The following is a 17,038-nucleotide window of genomic DNA, read 5'->3' as shown; positions in this document are numbered from 1 at the left end:
AAAAACGGTCAGACGGCATTCAGACGACGGCAGCCGCCACAGGCATCGGCGCTCGCGCTTGTGCGAGCCCGATCAGGTAATGCAGACGCACCATCAGCAACAGCAGCACGGCCGCGCCACCGTTGTGCGCCACGGCAGCCAGCAGCGGCCAGCCCAGCACGATGTTCGAAAGGCCCGTCGCCAATTGCACGGCCAACACGACGAGCAGCACCGTCGCAACGCGGCCGAGGCCGCCAATGCGACGTGCGCGCGCACCGAGCCACGCCAGGTAGCTCAGCACAACGACTGCAAACACGCGGTGCGTCCAATGGATGGCGACCAGCGCATCTTGCGAGATGAAATCGCCGCTGGCGGTCTTGCCGAGCTGGCGCCAGAACGTGAAGCCGTGCGCAAAGTCCATCGGCGGAATCCACTGGCCGTTGCACAACGGAAAATCGGTACAGGCCAGCACAGCGTAGTTCGTGCTGACCCAGCCACCCAGCGCAATCTGCACAACAAGCAGCACGAGCCCGATGGCCGCCGCCATGCGCAACGACGCGCCGCGCGCATCGACCGCACGCGGCGCGTCGTTCTTGCAGCCGAGCCAGATCAGCGCGGCCAGCAGCGACATGCCGAGCAGCAAGTGCGTCACCACGATGGCCGGCTGCAGCTTGAGCGTGACCGTCCACGCGCCAAAGGCGCCTTGCACACACACCAGCGCCAGCACCGCCGTCGCATACCAGGGAGACTGCTGCAGTTCCTTGCGCTTGACCCACGCCAGCACCACCAGAGTGATGATCAGCACGCCCAACGCAAGCGCGAAGTAGCGGTGCGTCATCTCGATCCACGCTTTCATCCAGGTGACGGGGCCGCTCGGCATGGCGGCCTGTGCAGCATGGATGTCTTCACGGGCGTGGAACGGGTTGGAGGTGCCGTAGCAGCCCGGCCAATCCGGGCAACCGAGGCCTGAATCCGTCAGACGCGTGAAGCTGCCGAACATGATCAAGTCCAGCGTGAGGAAAGCGGTGATCCACACCAGCTTCCGGTACTTGTTGCGATCCCCTTTGACCAGCACGTAACAGAGTGGGATCAGCGCGATCAGGATGCCAATGGAAGCAAGTTGCAGCAGCATGGCTTATCCGATGCGCGAATACTTCAAGAGCCGCGTCATGTCTGCGCGCACCTTCTTCGGGTCTGGATCTTTCGGGAACTGCATCATCAGGTTGCCGAGCGGATCGACCAGGAAGAGGTGGTCCGTCGGCGGCGTCTTGCCGTCGGCAAGCCAGTTCTTCGGCAGCTCGGGCGCGCGCAGGAAGCGCACGGCACCGTAATCGTCGTTGTACGCCTTGATGAGGCGCGGGTCGATCTCCCCCCGGTCGGTCACTAGCCAGACAGGGACGATGCGGTCGCGGTCCGGGCCCTGGCCGATGCGCAGCTGGCGCATGGTGAACAGCTTGCGCGCGCAGTTGTCGTCGCAGGCGCTGCCATCTACGGACACCATCAGCCATTTGCCCTTGAGGCTAGCGAGCGGCACTTCAGCGCCGTGCTCGTCCTGCACCATCAGACCGGTCGGAATGGGGCGCTGCGGATCGACCAGCGCGCCGTACGCCGCCTTGCCGCCGGCGGGGGTGAAGACGTAATACGCAAGGTACGACGCGATTACCGGAGAGGCGCACACCAGCAGCAGGAACAGCATCATCAAGCGGCCGCGGCGTGTGCGCGCGTCGATGCGCGGGTCTTCGGACGCCCCGAGTGTGCCGGGCGCGCCGGGTGCAGATTCCTGATTCACCATGTGATTCCCAATACATTCAGCTGCGGCACTAGGCCGCAACGCAAGTTCGTGTTCAGGCGGGCTCGGAGCGGCCCGCCAAGCGGCGATAACGCCGCACGCTGTAAAAGACCATCAGCCCAAGCACTGCCGCCGCCATCGCAAACCATTGGAACGCGTAGCCGTAATTGCGCTCGGCGCCCAGGTCTGCGCGCGGCCAATCGCGCAACAGGCCGTCCTCCACGTCGGACTGCTGCTGCACCACGAACGGTTGGAGCGGCACGCCGATTTCGCGCGAGAAAGCGTCGAGGTCGATATTCTGCCTAAGTCGGTGGCCGACTTCATCCGCGCCGTCCTTGCTGCCCAGACTGAAGACCCGGCTGGCATGTGGCACCGCCATCCCCTCGACCTGCACTTCGCCCGCCGGCGTGGTGTACGGCGCGATGCGCGTGCGATCGGCTGGATCGCGCGGCAACCAGCCCCGGTCGACCAACACGGCGCGCCCGCCCGCACCTTCCAGCCTCAGCGGGATGAGCACCTCGAAACCCGGGCGCGATACGTCGTTGGTGACGTGCGGGCGGTTCTCGAGCAGCACCGTGTGCGCCACGTCGAACGTTCCACGCAGCAGCACCGGCCTGTACATTACTGAATCTGCTGTCACCGGCTGCGCTGTGATGCGCTGGGCGGGCGCATTTTCCAGCGCCATGATGCGGGCTTGGCGCTCGATGCGCTCGTGCGCACGCGAAAGCTGCCAACGCCCCAGCGAGCACGTCAGCGCGATCAGCGCCACACCTGCCAACATCGGCACAGGCGCAAACCAGCGTCGCATCGGTACGCGCTCGGTCATTGCGCGGCCTCGGTGAGATAATGCCCGGCAGCCATTTCCAACCCGTCATTGCCCAACCGGCAACCCTCCATGCGCATCGTCGTTGCCATTGCGTTTCTGCTGATCCTCGGCAGCCTTGCCTCCGCGCTGTTCTTCCTGATGCGCGACAAGGGCCACAGCAACCGGACCGTTCGATCCTTGATGTTCCGCGTCGGTTTCTCGATCGCGCTGTTCATCTTCATCCTGGTCGCCAATCGGTTGGGGTGGATCCACAGCACCGGCATCCAATTCGGCCAGTAGCCACGGCAAATCCCTCACGCCAGAAAAACGAAAACGCCGCAGCGGTGTCCCGTCTGCGGCATTGTCTTCACCTGTCGTGGGCCGGGCTACGGGGCCGCGCTGCGCTGCCCCATTCCCATGCTGTCTTACAGCCAGTACACCACCACGTACAGGCCCAGCCACACCACGTCCACAAAGTGCCAGTACCACGCGGCGCCTTCGAATGCGAAGTGATGCTCCGGCGTGAAGTGGCCCTTGATCACACGCCCCAGCACCACCGACAGCATGATGGCGCCCATGGTCACGTGGAAGCCGTGGAAGCCCGTCAGCAGGAAGAACGTCGAACCGTAGATGCCCGAGGTCAGCTTCAGGTTCAGTTCGTGATAGGCGTGGATGTATTCGAACGCCTGGAAGCCCATGAACGTAAAGCCCAGGAGGATCGTCAGCAGCAGACCCTGGATGACCTGCGCGCGCTTGCCTTCACGCAGCGCATGATGTGCCCACGTGAGCGTCACACCGGAGGTCAGCAGCAGCGCCGTGTTGATGGTCGGGATCGGCCACGGGCCCATCGTCGTGAACGGTGATACCGTGCCGGCGGGGCCAGCGTTCGGCCATAGCGCGTTAAAGTCCGGCCACAGCAGCTTGTTGTTCAGATCGCCCAGCCACGGCATGGCGATCGTGCGGGCATAGAACAGCGCGCCGAAGAACGCCGCGAAGAACATCACTTCCGAGAAGATGAACCAGCTCATCGACCAGCGGAACGAGGCATCCACGCGGTCGCCGTACTTGCCGGTCTCGGATTCGGAGATGGCGTCGGCAAACCACGCGCGCAGCACAAAGAGGAACCACAGCAGCCCGACCAGGAACGTCCACGGGGCCCACGGCTGGGCATTCACCCATGCAGCGGAGCTCAACAGCACGATCAGCAGGCCGAGGCTTGCCGTAATCGGATGCCGCGAGGGCCCGGGCACGAAGTAGTACGGAGCGTTTGCTCGATTCGCACTCATCTCTTTTTCTCCAGCTCTATTTTTTTAAGAATCCACTCGATATTGCCCGGCCCATGCTGCGGGGCCGTCTCCTCAACCTGCTCAATCCTCAACCGACCACGGCTCGCACGATCAGCAACAACACAACCACAAAGATCACCGCCGCCAGAATGCCCGCCACGATCACGTGCACCGGATTCAACTGCGCCATGTCACGGTCGTGGTCGCGGCCTTTGCGCACCCCGAAGAAGGACCAGAACACCGCCTTCATCGTCTGTGCGAATGATGCGCGCCGCTTGGTCGCTTCCTTCAGGTCGTCCATGTCCTCACGTTCCCTTGTTCGGCATCGCCGGCGCAATGACCGACGGCGCGTGGATTTCAAAGAAAGTGTAGGACAGAGTGATCGTCTTCACGTCCTTGGGAAGATCCGGATCAATCACAAACACCACCGGCATCTCGCGTGACTCGTTGGCCGTCAGCGTCTGCTGCTTGAAACAGAAGCACTCGATCTTCTTGAAGAACTCGGTTGCCTGCTTGGGCGCGTAACTCGGGATGGCCTGCGCCTCCACCGTACGCCCCTCCTTGTTCACCACCTCGTAGACGATCTGGCTGATCTCGCCGGGGTGCACATCCATGCTGTTCTTGACCGGGCGGAAGCGGAACGGCCCCTGGCTGTTCGAATCGAATTCCACCGTGATCGTGCGCGTCTTGTCGACCTGGGAGTTGCGCAGCGCGCCGCCATCCTCATCACGCGTGTTCAGCACGTTGATGTTCGTGATCTCGCAGATCTTCTTGTACAACGGCACCATCGCGTAGCCGAAGCCGAACATGATCGCGACCACGACGGCCAGCTTGCCGAGCATGGAACGGTTCAGGCCGCGCTCGAGAGCTTTGTCGTTTTGGGTCGGGTCCGGCTGCGCCGGTGTCTGGCTCATAGGGGTCTCGCGAAATCTCGGTTCAGCGACCAGCGCGTCGCTTGCCCGGCTAGCCGCCGAACACCACGCGCTTGAAAATCACACCCAGAAAGAAAACCAGCGCGATCGTGCCGAGGATCAACCCCAGGCGACGGTTGGCAGCGCGTTGCTCGGGCGTTGGGCTTTTTTCTGGATTCGACATCGTTTGTCCGGAGGATCGCGGAGCCGGCACTCGCCAGCCCCGCAACACCTGCATTACTTCACGTGCGGCGGTTCTTCAAAGGTGTGGAACGGCGCCGGCGACGGCACGGTCCACTCCAGGCCTTCCGCGCCATCCCAAGGCTTGTCGGCAGCCTTCTCGCCACCGCGGTACGACGGCAGCACCACGAAGAAGAAGAAATACACTTGCATCAGACCGAAGCCCAGAGCTCCGATCGACGCGATCGCATTGAAATCGGCAAACTGCTGCGGGTAGTCCGCATAGCGGCGCGGCATGCCTGCCAGGCCCAGGAAGTGCATCGGGAAGAACGTGAGGTTGAACGTGATCATCGAACCCCAGAAGTGGATCTTGCCGCGCGTCTCGCTGTACATGTAGCCCGACCACTTCGGGCCCCAGTAGTAGAAGCCCGCGAACAGCGCGAACAGCGAACCAGCCACCAGCACGTAGTGGAAGTGCGCCACCACGTAGTAGGTGTCCTGCAGCTGGATGTCGATCGGGGCCACGGCCAGGATCAGGCCCGTGAAGCCGCCCACCGTGAACACGAAGATGAAGCCGATCGCAAACAGCATCGGCGTCTCGAACGTCATCGAGCCGCGCCACATCGTGGCCACCCAGTTGAAGATCTTCACGCCGGTCGGCACCGCAATCAGCATCGTCGCGTACATGAAGAACAGCTGGCCGGTGACGGGCATACCGGTCGTGAACATGTGGTGTGCCCACACGATGAACGACAGGATGGCGATCGACGCCGTGGCATACACCATCGAGCTGTAGCCGAACAGCGGCTTGCGCGCAAAGGCCGGCACGATCTGGCTGACGATACCGAACGCCGGCAAGATCATGATGTACACCTCGGGGTGCCCGAAGAACCAGAAGATGTGCTGGTACATCACCGGGTCACCGCCGCCGGCTGCCGAGAAGAAGCTCGTCCCGAAGTGGCGGTCGGTCAGCACCATGGTGATCGCGCCTGCCAGCACCGGCATCACGGCGATCAGCAGGTACGCCGTGATCAGCCACGTCCAGCAGAACATCGGCATCTTCATCAGCGTCATGCCCGGCGCGCGCATGTTCAGGATGGTCACGATGATGTTGATCGCGCCCATGATCGACGATGCGCCCATGATGTGGATCGCGAAGATCGCCATGTCCATGCCCGGGCCCATCTGCACCGACAGCGGCGCGTAGAGCGTCCAGCCGGCAGCGGTGGCGCCGCCCGGGGCGAAGAACGAGCCCACCAGCAGCAGCGCAGCAGGGGGCAGCAGCCAGAAGCTGAAGTTGTTCATCCGCGCAAACGCCATGTCGGACGCGCCAACCTGCAGCGGGATCATCCAGTTCGCAAAGCCCACGAAGGCCGGCATGATGGCGCCGAACACCATGATCAGGCCATGCAGGGTGGTGAACTGGTTGAACAGCTCCGGATGGAAGAACTGCAGGCCGGGCTGGAACAGCTCAAGGCGGATCAGCAGGGCCAGCGTGCCGCCTGAAAGCAGCATCATGAAAGAGAACAGCAGGTACAGCGTACCGATGTCCTTGTGGTTGGTCGCGAACAGCCAACGGCGCCAGCCGTGCGGATGGTCGTGCGCGTGGTCGTCTCCATGACCGTGCGCGTGATCTTGCGGGTGCGTAACAGCGGTGCTCATCGAGGAACTCCTAGGTTCGGTTCGTCACGCAGACGATCAATCAGCCAGCGTTGCGGTCTTCGGCCGCATTCGCTTGTTTGGATGCCACCTTACCGGCGGATTCAGTTGCAGCGGTCTTGGCAGCCCCACCTTCGGGCATCTTGCCGCCGCGCGCATCCTTCACTTGCGTCGGCTGCAGCAGGTCACCGGTATGGTTACCCCAGTTGTTGCGCTCGTAAGTGACGACGGCAGCGATTTCGACATCGTTCAGCGCCGAAGCCCAGGGCGGCATCGCGCCCTTGCCGTGCAGCACGATGCCAACGTGGTCGGCCAGCGGGCCATTGGCGATCTTCGAGCCATCGAGCGCCGGGAACGGACCACCGCCCTTGCCGTTCGGCTGGTGGCAGACCGCACAGTTGGCGATGTAGATCTTCTCGCCGCGCGACTTCAGCTCTTCCAGCGTGTAGGTCTTGTTCGGGTCATCGGCCTTGGCGGCCATTTCCTTCTTCTTGCCGTCGACCCACTTGGTGTAGTCGTCCTGCGAGAGCACGCGCACGACGATCGGCATGAAGGCGTGTTCCTTGCCGCAAAGCTCGGCGCACTGGCCGCGATAGACGCCGACCTTCTCTGCCTTGAACCATGCGTCGCGCACGAAGCCCGGAATCGCATCCTGCTTCACGCCGAACGCTGGGATCATCCACGAGTGGATCACGTCGTTGGCGGTCGTGACGATGCGCACCTTGCGGTTGACCGGCACGACCAGCTCGTTGTCGACCTCGATCAGGTACGTGTTCGACTTGGGCGCCTGGTTGTTGATCTGGTCGCGCGGCGTGGTGAGCGTGGAGAGGAACGAGATGCCCTCGCCTTCGCCCTTCAGGTAGTCGTAACCCCACTTCCACTGGTAGCCGGTGGCCTTGATGGTGAGGTCGGAGTTGGTGGTGTCCTTCATGGCGACCACGGCCTTGGTGGCCGGCAGCGCCATCCCGATCACGATCAGGAACGGCACGATGGTCCAGATGATTTCGACCGTGGTGCTTTCATGGAACGTCGCCGGTTTGTGACCGACCGACTTACGGTGCTTGAAAATGGAGTAGAACATCACCCCGAAAACACCGATGAAGATCACGATACAGATGATCAGCATCATCCAGTGCAGCCAATGGATCTCGGCGGCGATCTTGGTGACCGGAGGCGCGAGATTAAGCTGCCGCACTGCGGGGCCGCCTGGCATGTCTTCCACTGCCAGGGCCGTTTGACTGAGGGCGAGGAGGGAGCCTGCCGCCAGCAAACTTGCCAATGTCTTATTCAACATTTTCATTTTTTATCTACCCAATTGACAGATTCCACTCTGCCCCGGTGCGCGGCTCATGAGACCTGGGTTGGTTGCCCGTGTCCCAAACACCGGGAAAGCTCGTCCGCAAGCTTGCGCCGCCTGGCGCTCACCTGCTGGATCACGCGCGCGCCATCTTCCGGCCAGACGTGCCCGTAATCGGAGGCGTGGCGGGCATAGTACAGCAATGCCCATCCGAGAATCGCGACCTCCAGCCCCGCATCAGGCAACACCAATCACGCGACTTGCCAGGCAGAAAACCAAGCGATTACGAACGGGGAAATGACGACCAAGGGGGTGGACCAGCCAATCTGGCGGGTTGAAAGCGAGCAGTTTCGCTTCATGAGCCAGTTCTTGCGCGGCGATTCCGAGATGGTGGAGGCGCCGCATGCTGGGTGGAGCACGGTTTCAATGTCGTGCATTGAACCACTCCTGCCTCGGATGCATACCCGAACGGTTCGCCCGTGGCAAAAAACGGGATAGGCCTTTGGGGGACTGCTGCGACAAACTGGCGCATTATATGGCCGCGATTGACCCCGAACAAGGTAAAGCGCCTTTATGCAAGTCCCGGCTTGACAAGGCCGAGCCAATGCCGTTCCCGCACTAAAAGCGCTTCAGGCGCGCGGTTTGCGACCGATCTGATCGATCGGGATCATCGCCCTTCCCTGCTCGTCCAGCGCCTGCCGCTGGGTGGGCGCAAGCTTCCAGGCGTGGCCGTAGACGATTTCGAAGGTCAGCGGAATCAGCCCATCGGGATTGCGTTGCGCGTCGAGTGCGTCGAATAGTCGCTGGCGCCAGCGGGGCGTGTGCAGGCCGGCGCCCGAGAGACTGTGGCCGGCTTCGTCCGTCAAGCCGGCCATGCCGCCCAGCAAATGCACATCGGCCAGCAACGCCTGCGGCGTTTCGTAGGTGATCGTGATCTGCTCCATGTCCATGACGGGTGTAGACCAGCGGCTGTGCACCAGCATGTCGCCAATGTCGTGCATGTCGACAAAGCGCAGCGTATGGACGCCCGCGTCGATGCCGGCCAGGGCGCTGCGCAGCTCGCGCAGGGTATCCGGACCGAACAGGCTGAACATCAGCAGGCCGCCTTCCGTGGTGATGCGGTGCCACTCTGGAAAGATCGCGTGCGGCGCCGGGTCCCAGTGCAGCGCCAGGTTCGACCACAGCAGGTCGAACGACGCGCCAGCAAAGGGCAAAGCGCGAAAGTCCGCCTGGGCAAAGTCAAAGACCGGCCGCTTCTTCAGCAGCCTGCCGAGCCATCCGGCGTCAGTGCGCTGCGGGTCGAGTTTCTGCGCTTGCGCCAGCATGGCGGACGACCAGTCCACCCCGCAGATCTGCGCATCCGGATATTGCGCACGCAGCACCGCCAAGCCTTGTCCCAGACCGCAACCCAAATCCAGCGCGCGGACAGGCGTGGCCTTGATGTAGGACAGCCGGTCCTGCATGCGACTGCCCACTTCGCGCAGCAAAAAGTCCACGTCGGCGAAACGCGCGGCGCGGCGATCGAAGGCGCGCCGCAAGGCGGCAGGGCGAGCAAGGACGGGATCAGACATCGACAAGGCGGGACGGAACACTGCGGTCGCCAAGTATACCGGCCCGCAGTTTGAGGCGCCGTCTGATAGCGCAGAAGCCGCAAATCGGCTTGGATAGCGGCTTTTTGCATGCATAAACACGCGTTATCGGCATGGTTTCGGGCAGGACTGCGCCATTTGTTGCCATGCGCCTGCGCGCTTTGCGGCGCGGTTCAGGGCGACCTGGTGTGCAACGGCTGCACGGGCGACCTGGCCTCGCATCTGCACAGGCGGCGCTGCATCCAATGCGCCATTGCACTGGATGCCCGGCACGCCGCCCGGCATTGCCGCACATGTTTGGCCGGCGCGCCCGACTTTGACGCGACCGTCGTCATCGCCGACTACGCCTGGCCGCTCGACCACCTTGTCACTGGATTGAAATTTCGGGCGCAATTGCCATTGGCAGATTGGCTGGCAGCCCAATTGGGCAACGCACTCGCGGCGGCGCCGGGCGACCTGCCGGACGTGCTGCTGCCAGTGCCGCTTTCGCCGGCCCGCCTGCGCTCGCGCGGCTACAACCAGGCATGGGAGGTTGCCCGCCGGATCGCCCGCCGATTGGACATTCCGGCCCACGCCAACGCCCTGCAGCGTGTGCGCGACAACGTCGCGCAGGCCACGCTGGATCGCGCCGAGCGGCTGGCCAACCTCCACGGCGCATTTGTCGTTGCCGAGCCGGCGCGCATCGCGGGGCGTCACATCGGCGTCGTTGACGATGTGATGACCACCGGCACGACCCTTGGCGAGATCGCCACGCAGCTCAAACGCGCCGGCGCGACCCGCGTCACCAACGTTGTCGCCTTGCGCACGCCTTGATCACGTGCTTGTGCGACATTGTGTCGCGCTGTTTGTGCCAAGCTGTGGCGGGGTGACAACCCTTCCCAATGTGGATAAGCTCGCCGCCGAAATTCCTCCTGCCGCCCGGTCATGTTCAACGTCATCCTTGTCGAACCCGAAATCCCGCCCAACACCGGCAATGTGATCCGCCTGTGCGCCAACACGGGCGCGCAACTGCATCTGATCGAACCGTTGGGTTTTCCGCTCGAAGATGCCCGCATGCGCCGCGCCGGCCTCGATTACCACGAGTACGCGACGATGCGCGTGCATGCCGATTGGGACGCCTTCCTGCGCGATGCGCAGCCCGATCTCACGCGCATGTTTGCGCTCACCACGCGCGGCTCGACGCCGTTTGCCAGCGTGGTGTTCCAGCCGGGCGACTGGTTTGTCTTCGGGTCGGAAACACGCGGGTTGTCGGAGGAGCGGCGCGAGTGGTTTCCCGCTTCTCAGCGGATTCGCCTGCCGATGCGGCCGGACAACCGCAGCCTGAATCTATCGAACACCGTGGCAGTGGTGGTGTTCGAAGCGTGGCGGCAGAACGGGTTCGCGGGCGGCGCCTGAGCCTGACGCGCCCCTTGATTGCGGCGTGACTAGCGTGCCGATTCGGATTTGGCGTCGCGCTGCAGCAGACGCTCGACCGCCTTCGCAGCAGGAAGCCCTTCGAACAGGACTTCGCAGACGGTAAAGGTGATCGGCATGTCCACGCCCTTGGCGCGCGCGAGCGCCGCAACGGCACGCGCACAACGCACGCCTTCGGCGACGTGACCGAGGCTGTGCAGGATGTCGTCGAGCGTGCGGCCCTGCGCAAGCTGCATCCCGACCGTGCGGTTGCGTGACAGATCGCCGGTGGCGGTCAGCAGCAGATCGCCCACGCCAGTCAGCCCCATGAATGTTTCCAGCCGACCACCGAGCGCCAACCCCAGGCGCGTCATCTCGGCCAGCCCGCGCGTCACCAGTGCGGCGCGCGCGTTCAACCCCAGGCCCAGGCCGTCGGCGGCGCCTGTCGCAATGGCGAGCACGTTCTTAACGGCACCGCCCACTTCCACGCCGACGAGGTCATCGCTTGCATACACGCGCATCGCGTGATGGTGAAAACCGCGCTGCGTGAGCTTGCACAGCGCATCGCTGGTCGAGGCGACCGTCATGGCGCACGGCAAACCCTGCGCGACTTCCTTGGCGAAACTCGGCCCCGACAGCACCCCGACAGCGAGGTCGGTACGGCCAGACGCCTTCAGCACATCGGCGACGATGGCGTGCGGCAGTGCGCTGGTTTCGGGGTCGAACCCCTTGCACAGCCAGATCACGTTGCGCACGCCGCCGTGCGCGGCAATCGTGCGGGTCAGGTCAGCCAGCCCGGCGACAGGTGAAGCGATGACGGCGAGCGCGTCGTCGCCCGCCGCATGGTCGAGCGCGGCTTGCAGATCAGCAGAAAAATGCAACGACGCCCGCAGCGTCATGCCCGGCAAATACGGCGCGTTGATGTGTGTGGCGGCCATCTGCGCGACGAGGTTCGCGTCACGCCCCCACAGCATGACGTCGTGCGATTGCGCGGCGTGGCTGGCCAGGGCAGTGCCCCAGGCACCGGCACCCAAAACGGAAATTCGCATGCGCGTGTTCAACATCGGTCAGGCAAAGGTCGAGCAACAGGTCGGGCAAAAAAAAGCCCGCGCAAGCGTGCGGCTGGCGCGGGCCTCTGGCGCAGTGCGCCTCGTACTTAGTGGGTGGCCTTCGAGCCGTCCGGCATCACCAGACCAGTGCCACCGGCTTGGCCTTGCTGCTCCATGGCAGCGGCCAGGCGTTGTTCGTACAGCGCATGGAAGTTGATCTCGGCCAGGTGGATCGGCTGGAAGCCGGCGCGGCCGATGGTGTCGGCAATGTTCGAGCGCAGGTACGGGTACACGATGGTCGGGCAGGCGATGCCCAGCAGCGGGTCCATCTGTTCGGCCGGCACGTTGCGGATATCGAAGATGCCAGCTTGCTTGGCTTCCACCAGGAACGCCACCTTCTCTTGCACCTTGGTCGTCACGGTACCGATGACGGTCACTTCAAATACGCCTTCGGCCAGCTGCGATGCGGCCACGTCGACCTGCACTTCGACGGACGGCTGTTCCTGCTCGAGGAAGATGTGCGGCGAGTTCGGTTGCTCCAGCGACAGGTCCTTCAGATAGACGCGCTGGATGTTGAAGAACGGCTGGCCATCCTGGCCCGGTTGCTGCTGTTGCTGGTCGCTCATGACTCGCCTTCAAATGGGATGTGGACAGTGCTTGGCGGAAGCGTCCGCCGCGCAAGACGCGTATGGTACATGACCAGATGGTGCCCGCTATGAGAGCCGGCCTGAAAGTACAACGCCCGGTCTAAGCCGGGCATTTCTGTGTGGTGCGCAGTCCGCCGAATCAAGCAGCCAGCAACGGAACCAAGCCACCTTCGCGGTCCAGCGCAGACAGATCGTCGAAGCCGCCGATGTGGCGCTCGTCGATGTAGATCTGCGGAACCGTGCGGCGGTTCGTGCGCGTCATCATCTCTTCGCGCTTTCCGGGTTCGCGGTCGATCAGGATCTTCTCGATCTGCTCAACACCGCGCTGCTTCAGGAGTCGTTCCGCTGCCACGCAATAGGGGCAGACGGTGGTGCTGTACATGACCACGTGCGCCATAACTTCAACCTCGTTTCTTTATTTCACAACCGGAAGGCCAGCTTGTTGCCAGGCGGCCAATCCGCCCTCCAGCGAATACACCTCACTGTAACCGGCCTGCTTCAGGACTGCTTGGGCCCGCCCAGCGCGCTGGCCGGTCTGGCACACGAGGATGATGGGGGTCTCTTTGTTCTTTGCAAGCCCGGCAGCCTTGCCTGCAAGCTCCCCAAGCGGCGCGTGCTTGGCTTGCGGCAGATGGCCGGCGGCGTATTCAGCGTTTTCACGCACATCCACCACCACAGCATTGCGGCGATTGATGAGCTGGGTGGCCGCCGAAGCACCTACCTTGGCGCCACCGCCGCCCGCAATGCGGCGCTGGATGGGCGCCCAGAGCAGCAGCAGACCCGAAACGATGGCGACGGCAAGCAGTGCGAGGTTGTTGTAATCGGCGAAGAACTTCACGGTATCGGTTTCCTGGGATGGGTCGAGCAAGTCTACTGGGCGAACATCAGCCGAACGATTCGGGGGCCCAATGCCCGCGGCATTATAAAATAGTTGGTTTCAGCGGCTGCACGATGACGTACGACACGTCGCCACAGCCCCGCGCAGGTTTTCTCACTTCTCATCATGGCAGTCATGCATAAGCTCGTCCTCATCCGCCACGGCGAATCGACGTGGAATCTGGAGAACCGTTTCACCGGCTGGGTCGACGTCGACCTGACCGACACGGGCGTCGCCCAGGCCCGCCAAGGCGGCAAACTGCTGCGCGAAGCCGGCTTCACGTTCGATCTGGCCTACACCTCGGTGCTCAAGCGCGCGATCCGCACGCTCTGGCACGTGCAGGACGAAATGGACCTGATGTGGATCCCGACCCGCAACGAATGGCGTCTGAACGAGCGTCACTACGGGGCGCTGTCGGGCCTGAACAAGGCAGAAACCGCCGCGCAATATGGCGACGAGCAAGTTCTCGTCTGGCGCCGCAGCTACGACACGCCGCCGCCCGCGCTGGAGCCCGGCGCCGACAATGACGCTTTCGGCAACCCGCGTTACGCGGGCCTCACGCGCGAACAGGTGCCCCTGACCGAATGCCTGAAGGACACCGTCGCACGCGTCATGCCGCTGTGGGAAGAATCGATTGCACCGGCCATCAAGAGCGGCAAGCGCGTGGTGATCGCCGCGCACGGCAACAGCATTCGCGCGCTGGTGAAGTACCTGGACGGCATTTCCGACGCGGACATCGTCGGCCTGAACATTCCCAACGGCACGCCGCTTGTGTATGAGCTGGACGCCAAGCTCAAGCCGATCCGCCATTACTACCTGGGCGACCAGGAAGCGATTGCCGCGTCGCTCGCGGCGGTGGCCAGCCAAGGCAAGTCGAAATAAACCGTAACGGGCGCTGCGGCACTCCAACGCCTTTATACTGTCGAAGCCTGTAGCCCGGGATGTGCGCGAGCCGTCCCGGGTCATGTTTATCTACTGTTCCCACGTCCACGCTCGACACATGCGAACTTCGCTCAAGAACATCAGCTTGATCGCCATCGGCCTCGTCACCGGGGTCCTGGCGACGCTCCAGCTCTCCGCCACCGCGCAAAACGCGACGGTCGGCCCGCTCCCGCTGGAAAAGCTCAGGCTCATGGCGGACATCTTTGGCCAAATCAAGCGTGAATATGTCGAGCCGGTGGACGACGACAAGCTGCTGACCGAAGCCATCAAAGGCATGGTCGCCAGCCTCGACCCGCATTCGGCTTACCTGGATAAGAAGGACTTCCAGGAGCTGCAGGAAGGGACCCAAGGCCGCTTCGCCGGTCTGGGCATCGAGATCTCGCAGGAAGAAGGTCTGGTTAAGGTCATCAACCCGATCGAAGACACCCCCGCCTTCCGCGCCGGCGTGCAGCCGGGCGACCTGATCACCCGCATCGACGACAAGCCCGTGCGCGGCATGCCGCTGGAGCAAGCCGTCAAGCGCATGCGCGGTGCCCCGGGCACGAAGGTCACGCTGACCATCTACCGCAAGAAGGAAGAGCGCACGTTCCCGCTGACCATCACTCGCGCCGAGATCCAGGTGCAGTCGGTCAAGGCAAAGATGCTGGACAACGGCATTGCCTGGGTGCGCATTACCAGCTTCCAGGAACGCACTGTGCCGGACCTGGCCAAGAAGCTCAATGACCTGGCGAAACAGGACCCCCACCTCAAGGGCCTGATCCTGGACCTGCGCAACAACGGCGGTGGCGTGCTGCAGGCAGCAGTTGGGGTGTCGGCTGCATTCCTGCCGCCGGACGCGACGGTGGTGTCGACCAACGGCCAGGTGCCAGATGCCAAGCGCACGTACAAGGCGACCTTCGCAAACTACCGCTTGAGCAACTTGGATTCCGACCCTCTGGTGGGCCTGGATCCCGAGTTCAAGACCGTGCCGATCATCGTGCTGACCAACGCCTACACGGCTTCGGCCTCAGAAATCGTGGCCGGCGCGCTGCAGGATCATCACCGTGCCAAGACGATGGGCAAGACGACCTTCGGCAAGGGCTCGGTGCAGACGGTGCGTCCGCTGTCGAACGACACCGGCATCAAGCTAACCATCGCCTACTACTACACGCCGTCGGGCAAGTCGATTCAGGCCAAGGGCATCCGCCCGGATATTCCGGTTGACCAGAACCCGGACGGCGACCCGGACGACGCGCTGATCACGCGCGAAATCGACACCGAACGCCACCTGCACAACAAGCAGGAATCGGAAGAAGCCGAGATGACCGAGCGCGAAAAGCGCCGCGTTGAAGAGCTGCGTCGCCTGGAAGAAGAAAACGCCAAGAAGACGCCCGAGCAGCGCGAGAAGGAGCGCAACAAGAAGCCGATCGAGTTCGGTTCGGCCGAAGATTTCATGCTCCAGCAAGCCCTTGCCGACCTGAAGGGTCAGCCGGTCAAGCGCTCGAAGTCGGTGCTGGAAGCCGCGGCTGCCGCGGTGCCGGACAAGGCGGTGAAATCGCCGGCGGCCAAGGATTCTAGCGCCCCGGCCAAGCTGCCCAAGGGCAAGGCCACACCGGCTTCCGAGCCGCCTGCACCGAAGCCCAATGTTCCGGCCAGCGGCGTGCAGCCTGCGCCGGAGCCCACCGGCGCACGATAAGACACCTGCCGGCAAACACTGGCAAACTTACGAGGCCGTGCACTGCACGGCCTTTTTCATTGCACCACCATGAACGACGATCAACTGCTGCGCTACTCGCGCCATATCCTGCTCGACGAAATCGGCATCGAGGGGCAGACGCGCCTGCTTGAAAGCCATGCGCTTGTCATCGGCGCGGGCGGGCTGGGCGCTGCGGCCCTGCCGTATCTGGCGGCGGCGGGCATAGGCACGCTCACCATCGTCGACGACGACACGGTGGACCTGACCAACCTGCAGCGCCAGATCATCCACACAACGGAATCGGTCGGGCAGCCGAAGGTGGCATCCGCGCAGGCGGCCATCGCTCGGCTGAATCCCGACGTGCGCGTGCATGCCGTGCAGCGCCGGCTCGATACGGATGCCATCGGCGCACGCCTTGATGGCGTGAGCGTGGTACTGGACTGCTCCGATAACTTCGGCACTCGCCAGGCCACCAACCTTGCCTGCGTGCGGGCTGGCGTGCCGCTGGTGTCGGGCGCAGCCATCCGTTTCGACGGACAGATCAGCGTGTTCGACAGCCGCGCCGGCGGCCCCTGCTACGCCTGCCTGTTCCCACCCGACGAGCCCGCGCCCGACGTGGCGTGCGCAACGATGGGCGTGTTCTCGCCGCTGGTGGGCATGGTGGGTACGGTGCAGGCCGCCGAGGCACTCAAGCTGATCGCCGGCATCGGCAGTTCGCTTGCCGGCCGCCTTCTGATGCTCGACGGTTTAACGATGGAATGGACGACGATGCGCATCGCTCGACAGCCGTCCTGTCCGGTCTGCGGGGGCACGCACTGACGCGCCGGTACACGCTGTCAAGTCCTGCCATAGGTTGACACTGTGCTCAGTCTCCGAGCGCCCGATGCACCGCATCGGGCGTTTTGTATTTCAAGGCCAGATGAGGCCGTTCGTGGTTGTAGATATGCACGGCCTGCGCCAC

At 63.5% G+C, this 17,038-nt stretch carries 22 protein-coding genes and 1 pseudogene; 6 read left to right on the top strand and 17 right to left on the bottom strand.

Going from position 1 to position 17,038, the window contains the following annotated elements; genetic code table 11:
* Positions 1-19: 19 nt before the first annotated feature.
* Genes CFE42_RS18270 through CFE42_RS18260 form a run of 3 tightly spaced genes read right to left on the bottom strand, consistent with a single transcriptional unit; the run spans position 20 to position 2,594 of the window.
* Entirely contained in the window at positions 20-1,111 is a 1,092-nt protein-coding gene (locus CFE42_RS18270; RefSeq protein WP_004633464.1) for a COX15/CtaA family protein, read from the bottom strand.
* Between the two features lie 3 nt (positions 1,112-1,114).
* On the bottom strand, positions 1,115-1,771 hold the full coding sequence (locus tag CFE42_RS18265) for a protein SCO1/SenC/PrrC, involved in biogenesis of respiratory and photosynthetic system (protein WP_004633467.1): 657 nt from the start codon (positions 1,769-1,771) through the stop codon (positions 1,115-1,117).
* Between the two features lie 52 nt (positions 1,772-1,823).
* Positions 1,824-2,594 (bottom strand): SURF1 family protein, encoded by a 771-nt coding sequence (locus CFE42_RS18260; protein ID WP_004633469.1) that lies wholly within the window; start codon positions 2,592-2,594, stop codon positions 1,824-1,826.
* A 69-nt stretch (positions 2,595-2,663) separates the two neighbouring features.
* On the opposite strand from CFE42_RS18260, the gene CFE42_RS18255 reads away from it, so the two are divergent.
* The gene (locus tag CFE42_RS18255) at positions 2,664-2,873 is read left to right on the top strand and encodes a twin transmembrane helix small protein (RefSeq protein WP_004633471.1); all 210 of its coding nucleotides are present in this window, start codon (positions 2,664-2,666) and stop codon (positions 2,871-2,873) included.
* A gap of 125 nt (positions 2,874-2,998) precedes the next feature.
* Here CFE42_RS18255 and CFE42_RS18250 read toward each other — a convergent pair whose 3' ends face one another.
* The 9 genes from CFE42_RS18250 to CFE42_RS18210 all read right to left on the bottom strand — a co-directional run bounded on the left by CFE42_RS18250 (position 2,999) and on the right by CFE42_RS18210 (position 9,477).
* Positions 2,999-3,859 (bottom strand): cytochrome c oxidase subunit 3, encoded by an 861-nt coding sequence (locus CFE42_RS18250; protein WP_004633473.1) that lies wholly within the window; start codon positions 3,857-3,859, stop codon positions 2,999-3,001.
* Between the two features lie 88 nt (positions 3,860-3,947).
* A complete protein-coding gene (locus CFE42_RS18245) occupies positions 3,948-4,160 on the bottom strand; it encodes a DUF2970 domain-containing protein (protein ID WP_004633475.1) in 213 nt (70 codons plus the stop codon).
* Positions 4,161-4,164: 4 nt separating this feature from the next.
* Complete coding sequence (locus CFE42_RS18240; RefSeq protein ID WP_004633477.1) at positions 4,165-4,773, bottom strand: cytochrome c oxidase assembly protein; 609 nt, start codon at positions 4,771-4,773, stop codon at positions 4,165-4,167.
* Positions 4,774-4,822: 49 nt separating this feature from the next.
* The gene (locus tag CFE42_RS18235) at positions 4,823-4,954 is read right to left on the bottom strand and encodes a cytochrome oxidase small assembly protein (protein ID WP_009277177.1); all 132 of its coding nucleotides are present in this window, start codon (positions 4,952-4,954) and stop codon (positions 4,823-4,825) included.
* Positions 4,955-5,007: 53 nt separating this feature from the next.
* On the bottom strand, positions 5,008-6,612 hold the full coding sequence (gene ctaD, locus CFE42_RS18230) for a cytochrome c oxidase subunit I (RefSeq protein ID WP_004633481.1): 1,605 nt from the start codon (positions 6,610-6,612) through the stop codon (positions 5,008-5,010).
* Positions 6,613-6,652: 40 nt separating this feature from the next.
* Entirely contained in the window at positions 6,653-7,909 is a 1,257-nt protein-coding gene (gene coxB, locus CFE42_RS18225; RefSeq protein WP_004633482.1) for a cytochrome c oxidase subunit II, read from the bottom strand.
* A gap of 47 nt (positions 7,910-7,956) precedes the next feature.
* Positions 7,957-8,154 (bottom strand): DUF2244 domain-containing protein, encoded by a 198-nt coding sequence (locus tag CFE42_RS18220; RefSeq protein WP_232295848.1) that lies wholly within the window; start codon positions 8,152-8,154, stop codon positions 7,957-7,959.
* A gap of 3 nt (positions 8,155-8,157) precedes the next feature.
* Positions 8,158-8,343, bottom strand: a complete 186-nt coding sequence (locus CFE42_RS18215; RefSeq protein ID WP_004633484.1) for a hypothetical protein — start codon at positions 8,341-8,343, stop codon at positions 8,158-8,160.
* Between the two features lie 192 nt (positions 8,344-8,535).
* Positions 8,536-9,477, bottom strand: coding sequence for a methyltransferase domain-containing protein (locus tag CFE42_RS18210; protein ID WP_004633486.1), 942 nt, complete (start codon positions 9,475-9,477; stop codon positions 8,536-8,538).
* A gap of 108 nt (positions 9,478-9,585) precedes the next feature.
* Between CFE42_RS18210 and CFE42_RS18205 the strand changes: the two genes are divergently transcribed.
* The gene (locus CFE42_RS18205; RefSeq protein ID WP_004633488.1) at positions 9,586-10,308 is read left to right on the top strand and encodes a ComF family protein; all 723 of its coding nucleotides are present in this window, start codon (positions 9,586-9,588) and stop codon (positions 10,306-10,308) included.
* A gap of 111 nt (positions 10,309-10,419) precedes the next feature.
* Positions 10,420-10,890 carry a tRNA (uridine(34)/cytosine(34)/5-carboxymethylaminomethyluridine(34)-2'-O)-methyltransferase TrmL gene (trmL, locus tag CFE42_RS18200; RefSeq protein ID WP_004633490.1) on the top strand — a complete coding sequence of 157 codons (471 nt, stop codon included), beginning with the start codon at positions 10,420-10,422 and terminating at the stop codon, positions 10,888-10,890.
* Positions 10,891-10,919: 29 nt separating this feature from the next.
* On the opposite strand, the gene CFE42_RS18195 is transcribed toward trmL, so the two are convergent.
* The 4 genes from CFE42_RS18195 to CFE42_RS18180 all read right to left on the bottom strand — a co-directional run bounded on the left by CFE42_RS18195 (position 10,920) and on the right by CFE42_RS18180 (position 13,421).
* Complete coding sequence (locus tag CFE42_RS18195) at positions 10,920-11,936, bottom strand: NAD(P)H-dependent glycerol-3-phosphate dehydrogenase (protein ID WP_024973709.1); 1,017 nt, start codon at positions 11,934-11,936, stop codon at positions 10,920-10,922.
* A gap of 107 nt (positions 11,937-12,043) precedes the next feature.
* Complete coding sequence (secB, locus tag CFE42_RS18190) at positions 12,044-12,562, bottom strand: protein-export chaperone SecB (protein ID WP_004633494.1); 519 nt, start codon at positions 12,560-12,562, stop codon at positions 12,044-12,046.
* 160 nt (positions 12,563-12,722) lie between these two features.
* On the bottom strand, positions 12,723-12,980 hold the full coding sequence (gene grxC / locus CFE42_RS18185; protein ID WP_004633497.1) for a glutaredoxin 3: 258 nt from the start codon (positions 12,978-12,980) through the stop codon (positions 12,723-12,725).
* 18 nt (positions 12,981-12,998) lie between these two features.
* A complete protein-coding gene (locus tag CFE42_RS18180) occupies positions 12,999-13,421 on the bottom strand; it encodes a rhodanese-like domain-containing protein (protein WP_004633499.1) in 423 nt (140 codons plus the stop codon).
* 174 nt (positions 13,422-13,595) lie between these two features.
* On the opposite strand from CFE42_RS18180, the gene gpmA reads away from it, so the two are divergent.
* From gpmA to moeB, 3 genes are all read left to right on the top strand, one after another.
* A complete protein-coding gene (gene gpmA, locus CFE42_RS18175) occupies positions 13,596-14,342 on the top strand; it encodes a 2,3-diphosphoglycerate-dependent phosphoglycerate mutase (protein ID WP_037044602.1) in 747 nt (248 codons plus the stop codon).
* A 118-nt stretch (positions 14,343-14,460) separates the two neighbouring features.
* The gene (locus CFE42_RS18170) at positions 14,461-16,077 is read left to right on the top strand and encodes a S41 family peptidase (RefSeq protein WP_004633503.1); all 1,617 of its coding nucleotides are present in this window, start codon (positions 14,461-14,463) and stop codon (positions 16,075-16,077) included.
* A 69-nt stretch (positions 16,078-16,146) separates the two neighbouring features.
* The gene (gene moeB, locus CFE42_RS18165; RefSeq protein ID WP_004633505.1) at positions 16,147-16,896 is read left to right on the top strand and encodes a molybdopterin-synthase adenylyltransferase MoeB; all 750 of its coding nucleotides are present in this window, start codon (positions 16,147-16,149) and stop codon (positions 16,894-16,896) included.
* A 58-nt stretch (positions 16,897-16,954) separates the two neighbouring features.
* Here moeB and CFE42_RS18160 read toward each other — a convergent pair.
* A pseudogene (locus CFE42_RS18160) lies at positions 16,955-17,038 on the bottom strand (integrase core domain-containing protein); the annotation flags it as partial.

Origin of the sequence: Ralstonia sp. PBBBR1 (assembly GCF_002256165.1) — a bacterium.
GTDB classification, from domain to species: Bacteria; Pseudomonadota; Gammaproteobacteria; order Burkholderiales; family Burkholderiaceae; genus Ralstonia; species Ralstonia thomasii.
This window is presented reverse-complemented; position numbering and strand designations above follow the sequence as displayed.

Excerpts from the sequence above, each read along its gene's own strand:
- CFE42_RS18270 (WP_004633464.1), bottom strand. The coding sequence starts at position 1,111 with ATGCTGCTGCAACTTGCTTCCATTGGCATCCTGATCGCGCTGATCCCA.
- CFE42_RS18265 (WP_004633467.1), bottom strand. The coding sequence starts at position 1,771 with ATGGTGAATCAGGAATCTGCACCCGGCGCGCCCGGCACACTCGGGGCG.
- CFE42_RS18260 (WP_004633469.1), bottom strand. The coding sequence starts at position 2,594 with ATGACCGAGCGCGTACCGATGCGACGCTGGTTTGCGCCTGTGCCGATG.
- CFE42_RS18255 (WP_004633471.1), top strand. The coding sequence starts at position 2,664 with ATGCGCATCGTCGTTGCCATTGCGTTTCTGCTGATCCTCGGCAGCCTT.
- CFE42_RS18250 (WP_004633473.1), bottom strand. The coding sequence starts at position 3,859 with ATGAGTGCGAATCGAGCAAACGCTCCGTACTACTTCGTGCCCGGGCCC.
- CFE42_RS18245 (WP_004633475.1), bottom strand. The coding sequence starts at position 4,160 with ATGGACGACCTGAAGGAAGCGACCAAGCGGCGCGCATCATTCGCACAG.
- CFE42_RS18240 (WP_004633477.1), bottom strand. The coding sequence starts at position 4,773 with ATGAGCCAGACACCGGCGCAGCCGGACCCGACCCAAAACGACAAAGCT.
- CFE42_RS18235 (WP_009277177.1), bottom strand. The coding sequence starts at position 4,954 with ATGTCGAATCCAGAAAAAAGCCCAACGCCCGAGCAACGCGCTGCCAAC.
- ctaD (WP_004633481.1), bottom strand. The coding sequence starts at position 6,612 with ATGAGCACCGCTGTTACGCACCCGCAAGATCACGCGCACGGTCATGGA.
- coxB (WP_004633482.1), bottom strand. The coding sequence starts at position 7,909 with ATGAAAATGTTGAATAAGACATTGGCAAGTTTGCTGGCGGCAGGCTCC.
- CFE42_RS18215 (WP_004633484.1), bottom strand. The coding sequence starts at position 8,343 with ATGCACGACATTGAAACCGTGCTCCACCCAGCATGCGGCGCCTCCACC.
- CFE42_RS18210 (WP_004633486.1), bottom strand. The coding sequence starts at position 9,477 with ATGTCTGATCCCGTCCTTGCTCGCCCTGCCGCCTTGCGGCGCGCCTTC.
- CFE42_RS18205 (WP_004633488.1), top strand. The coding sequence starts at position 9,586 with ATGCATAAACACGCGTTATCGGCATGGTTTCGGGCAGGACTGCGCCAT.
- trmL (WP_004633490.1), top strand. The coding sequence starts at position 10,420 with ATGTTCAACGTCATCCTTGTCGAACCCGAAATCCCGCCCAACACCGGC.
- CFE42_RS18195 (WP_024973709.1), bottom strand. The coding sequence starts at position 11,936 with ATGCGAATTTCCGTTTTGGGTGCCGGTGCCTGGGGCACTGCCCTGGCC.
- secB (WP_004633494.1), bottom strand. The coding sequence starts at position 12,562 with ATGAGCGACCAGCAACAGCAGCAACCGGGCCAGGATGGCCAGCCGTTC.
- grxC (WP_004633497.1), bottom strand. The coding sequence starts at position 12,980 with ATGGCGCACGTGGTCATGTACAGCACCACCGTCTGCCCCTATTGCGTG.
- gpmA (WP_037044602.1), top strand. The coding sequence starts at position 13,596 with ATGCATAAGCTCGTCCTCATCCGCCACGGCGAATCGACGTGGAATCTG.
- CFE42_RS18170 (WP_004633503.1), top strand. The coding sequence starts at position 14,461 with ATGCGAACTTCGCTCAAGAACATCAGCTTGATCGCCATCGGCCTCGTC.
- moeB (WP_004633505.1), top strand. The coding sequence starts at position 16,147 with ATGAACGACGATCAACTGCTGCGCTACTCGCGCCATATCCTGCTCGAC.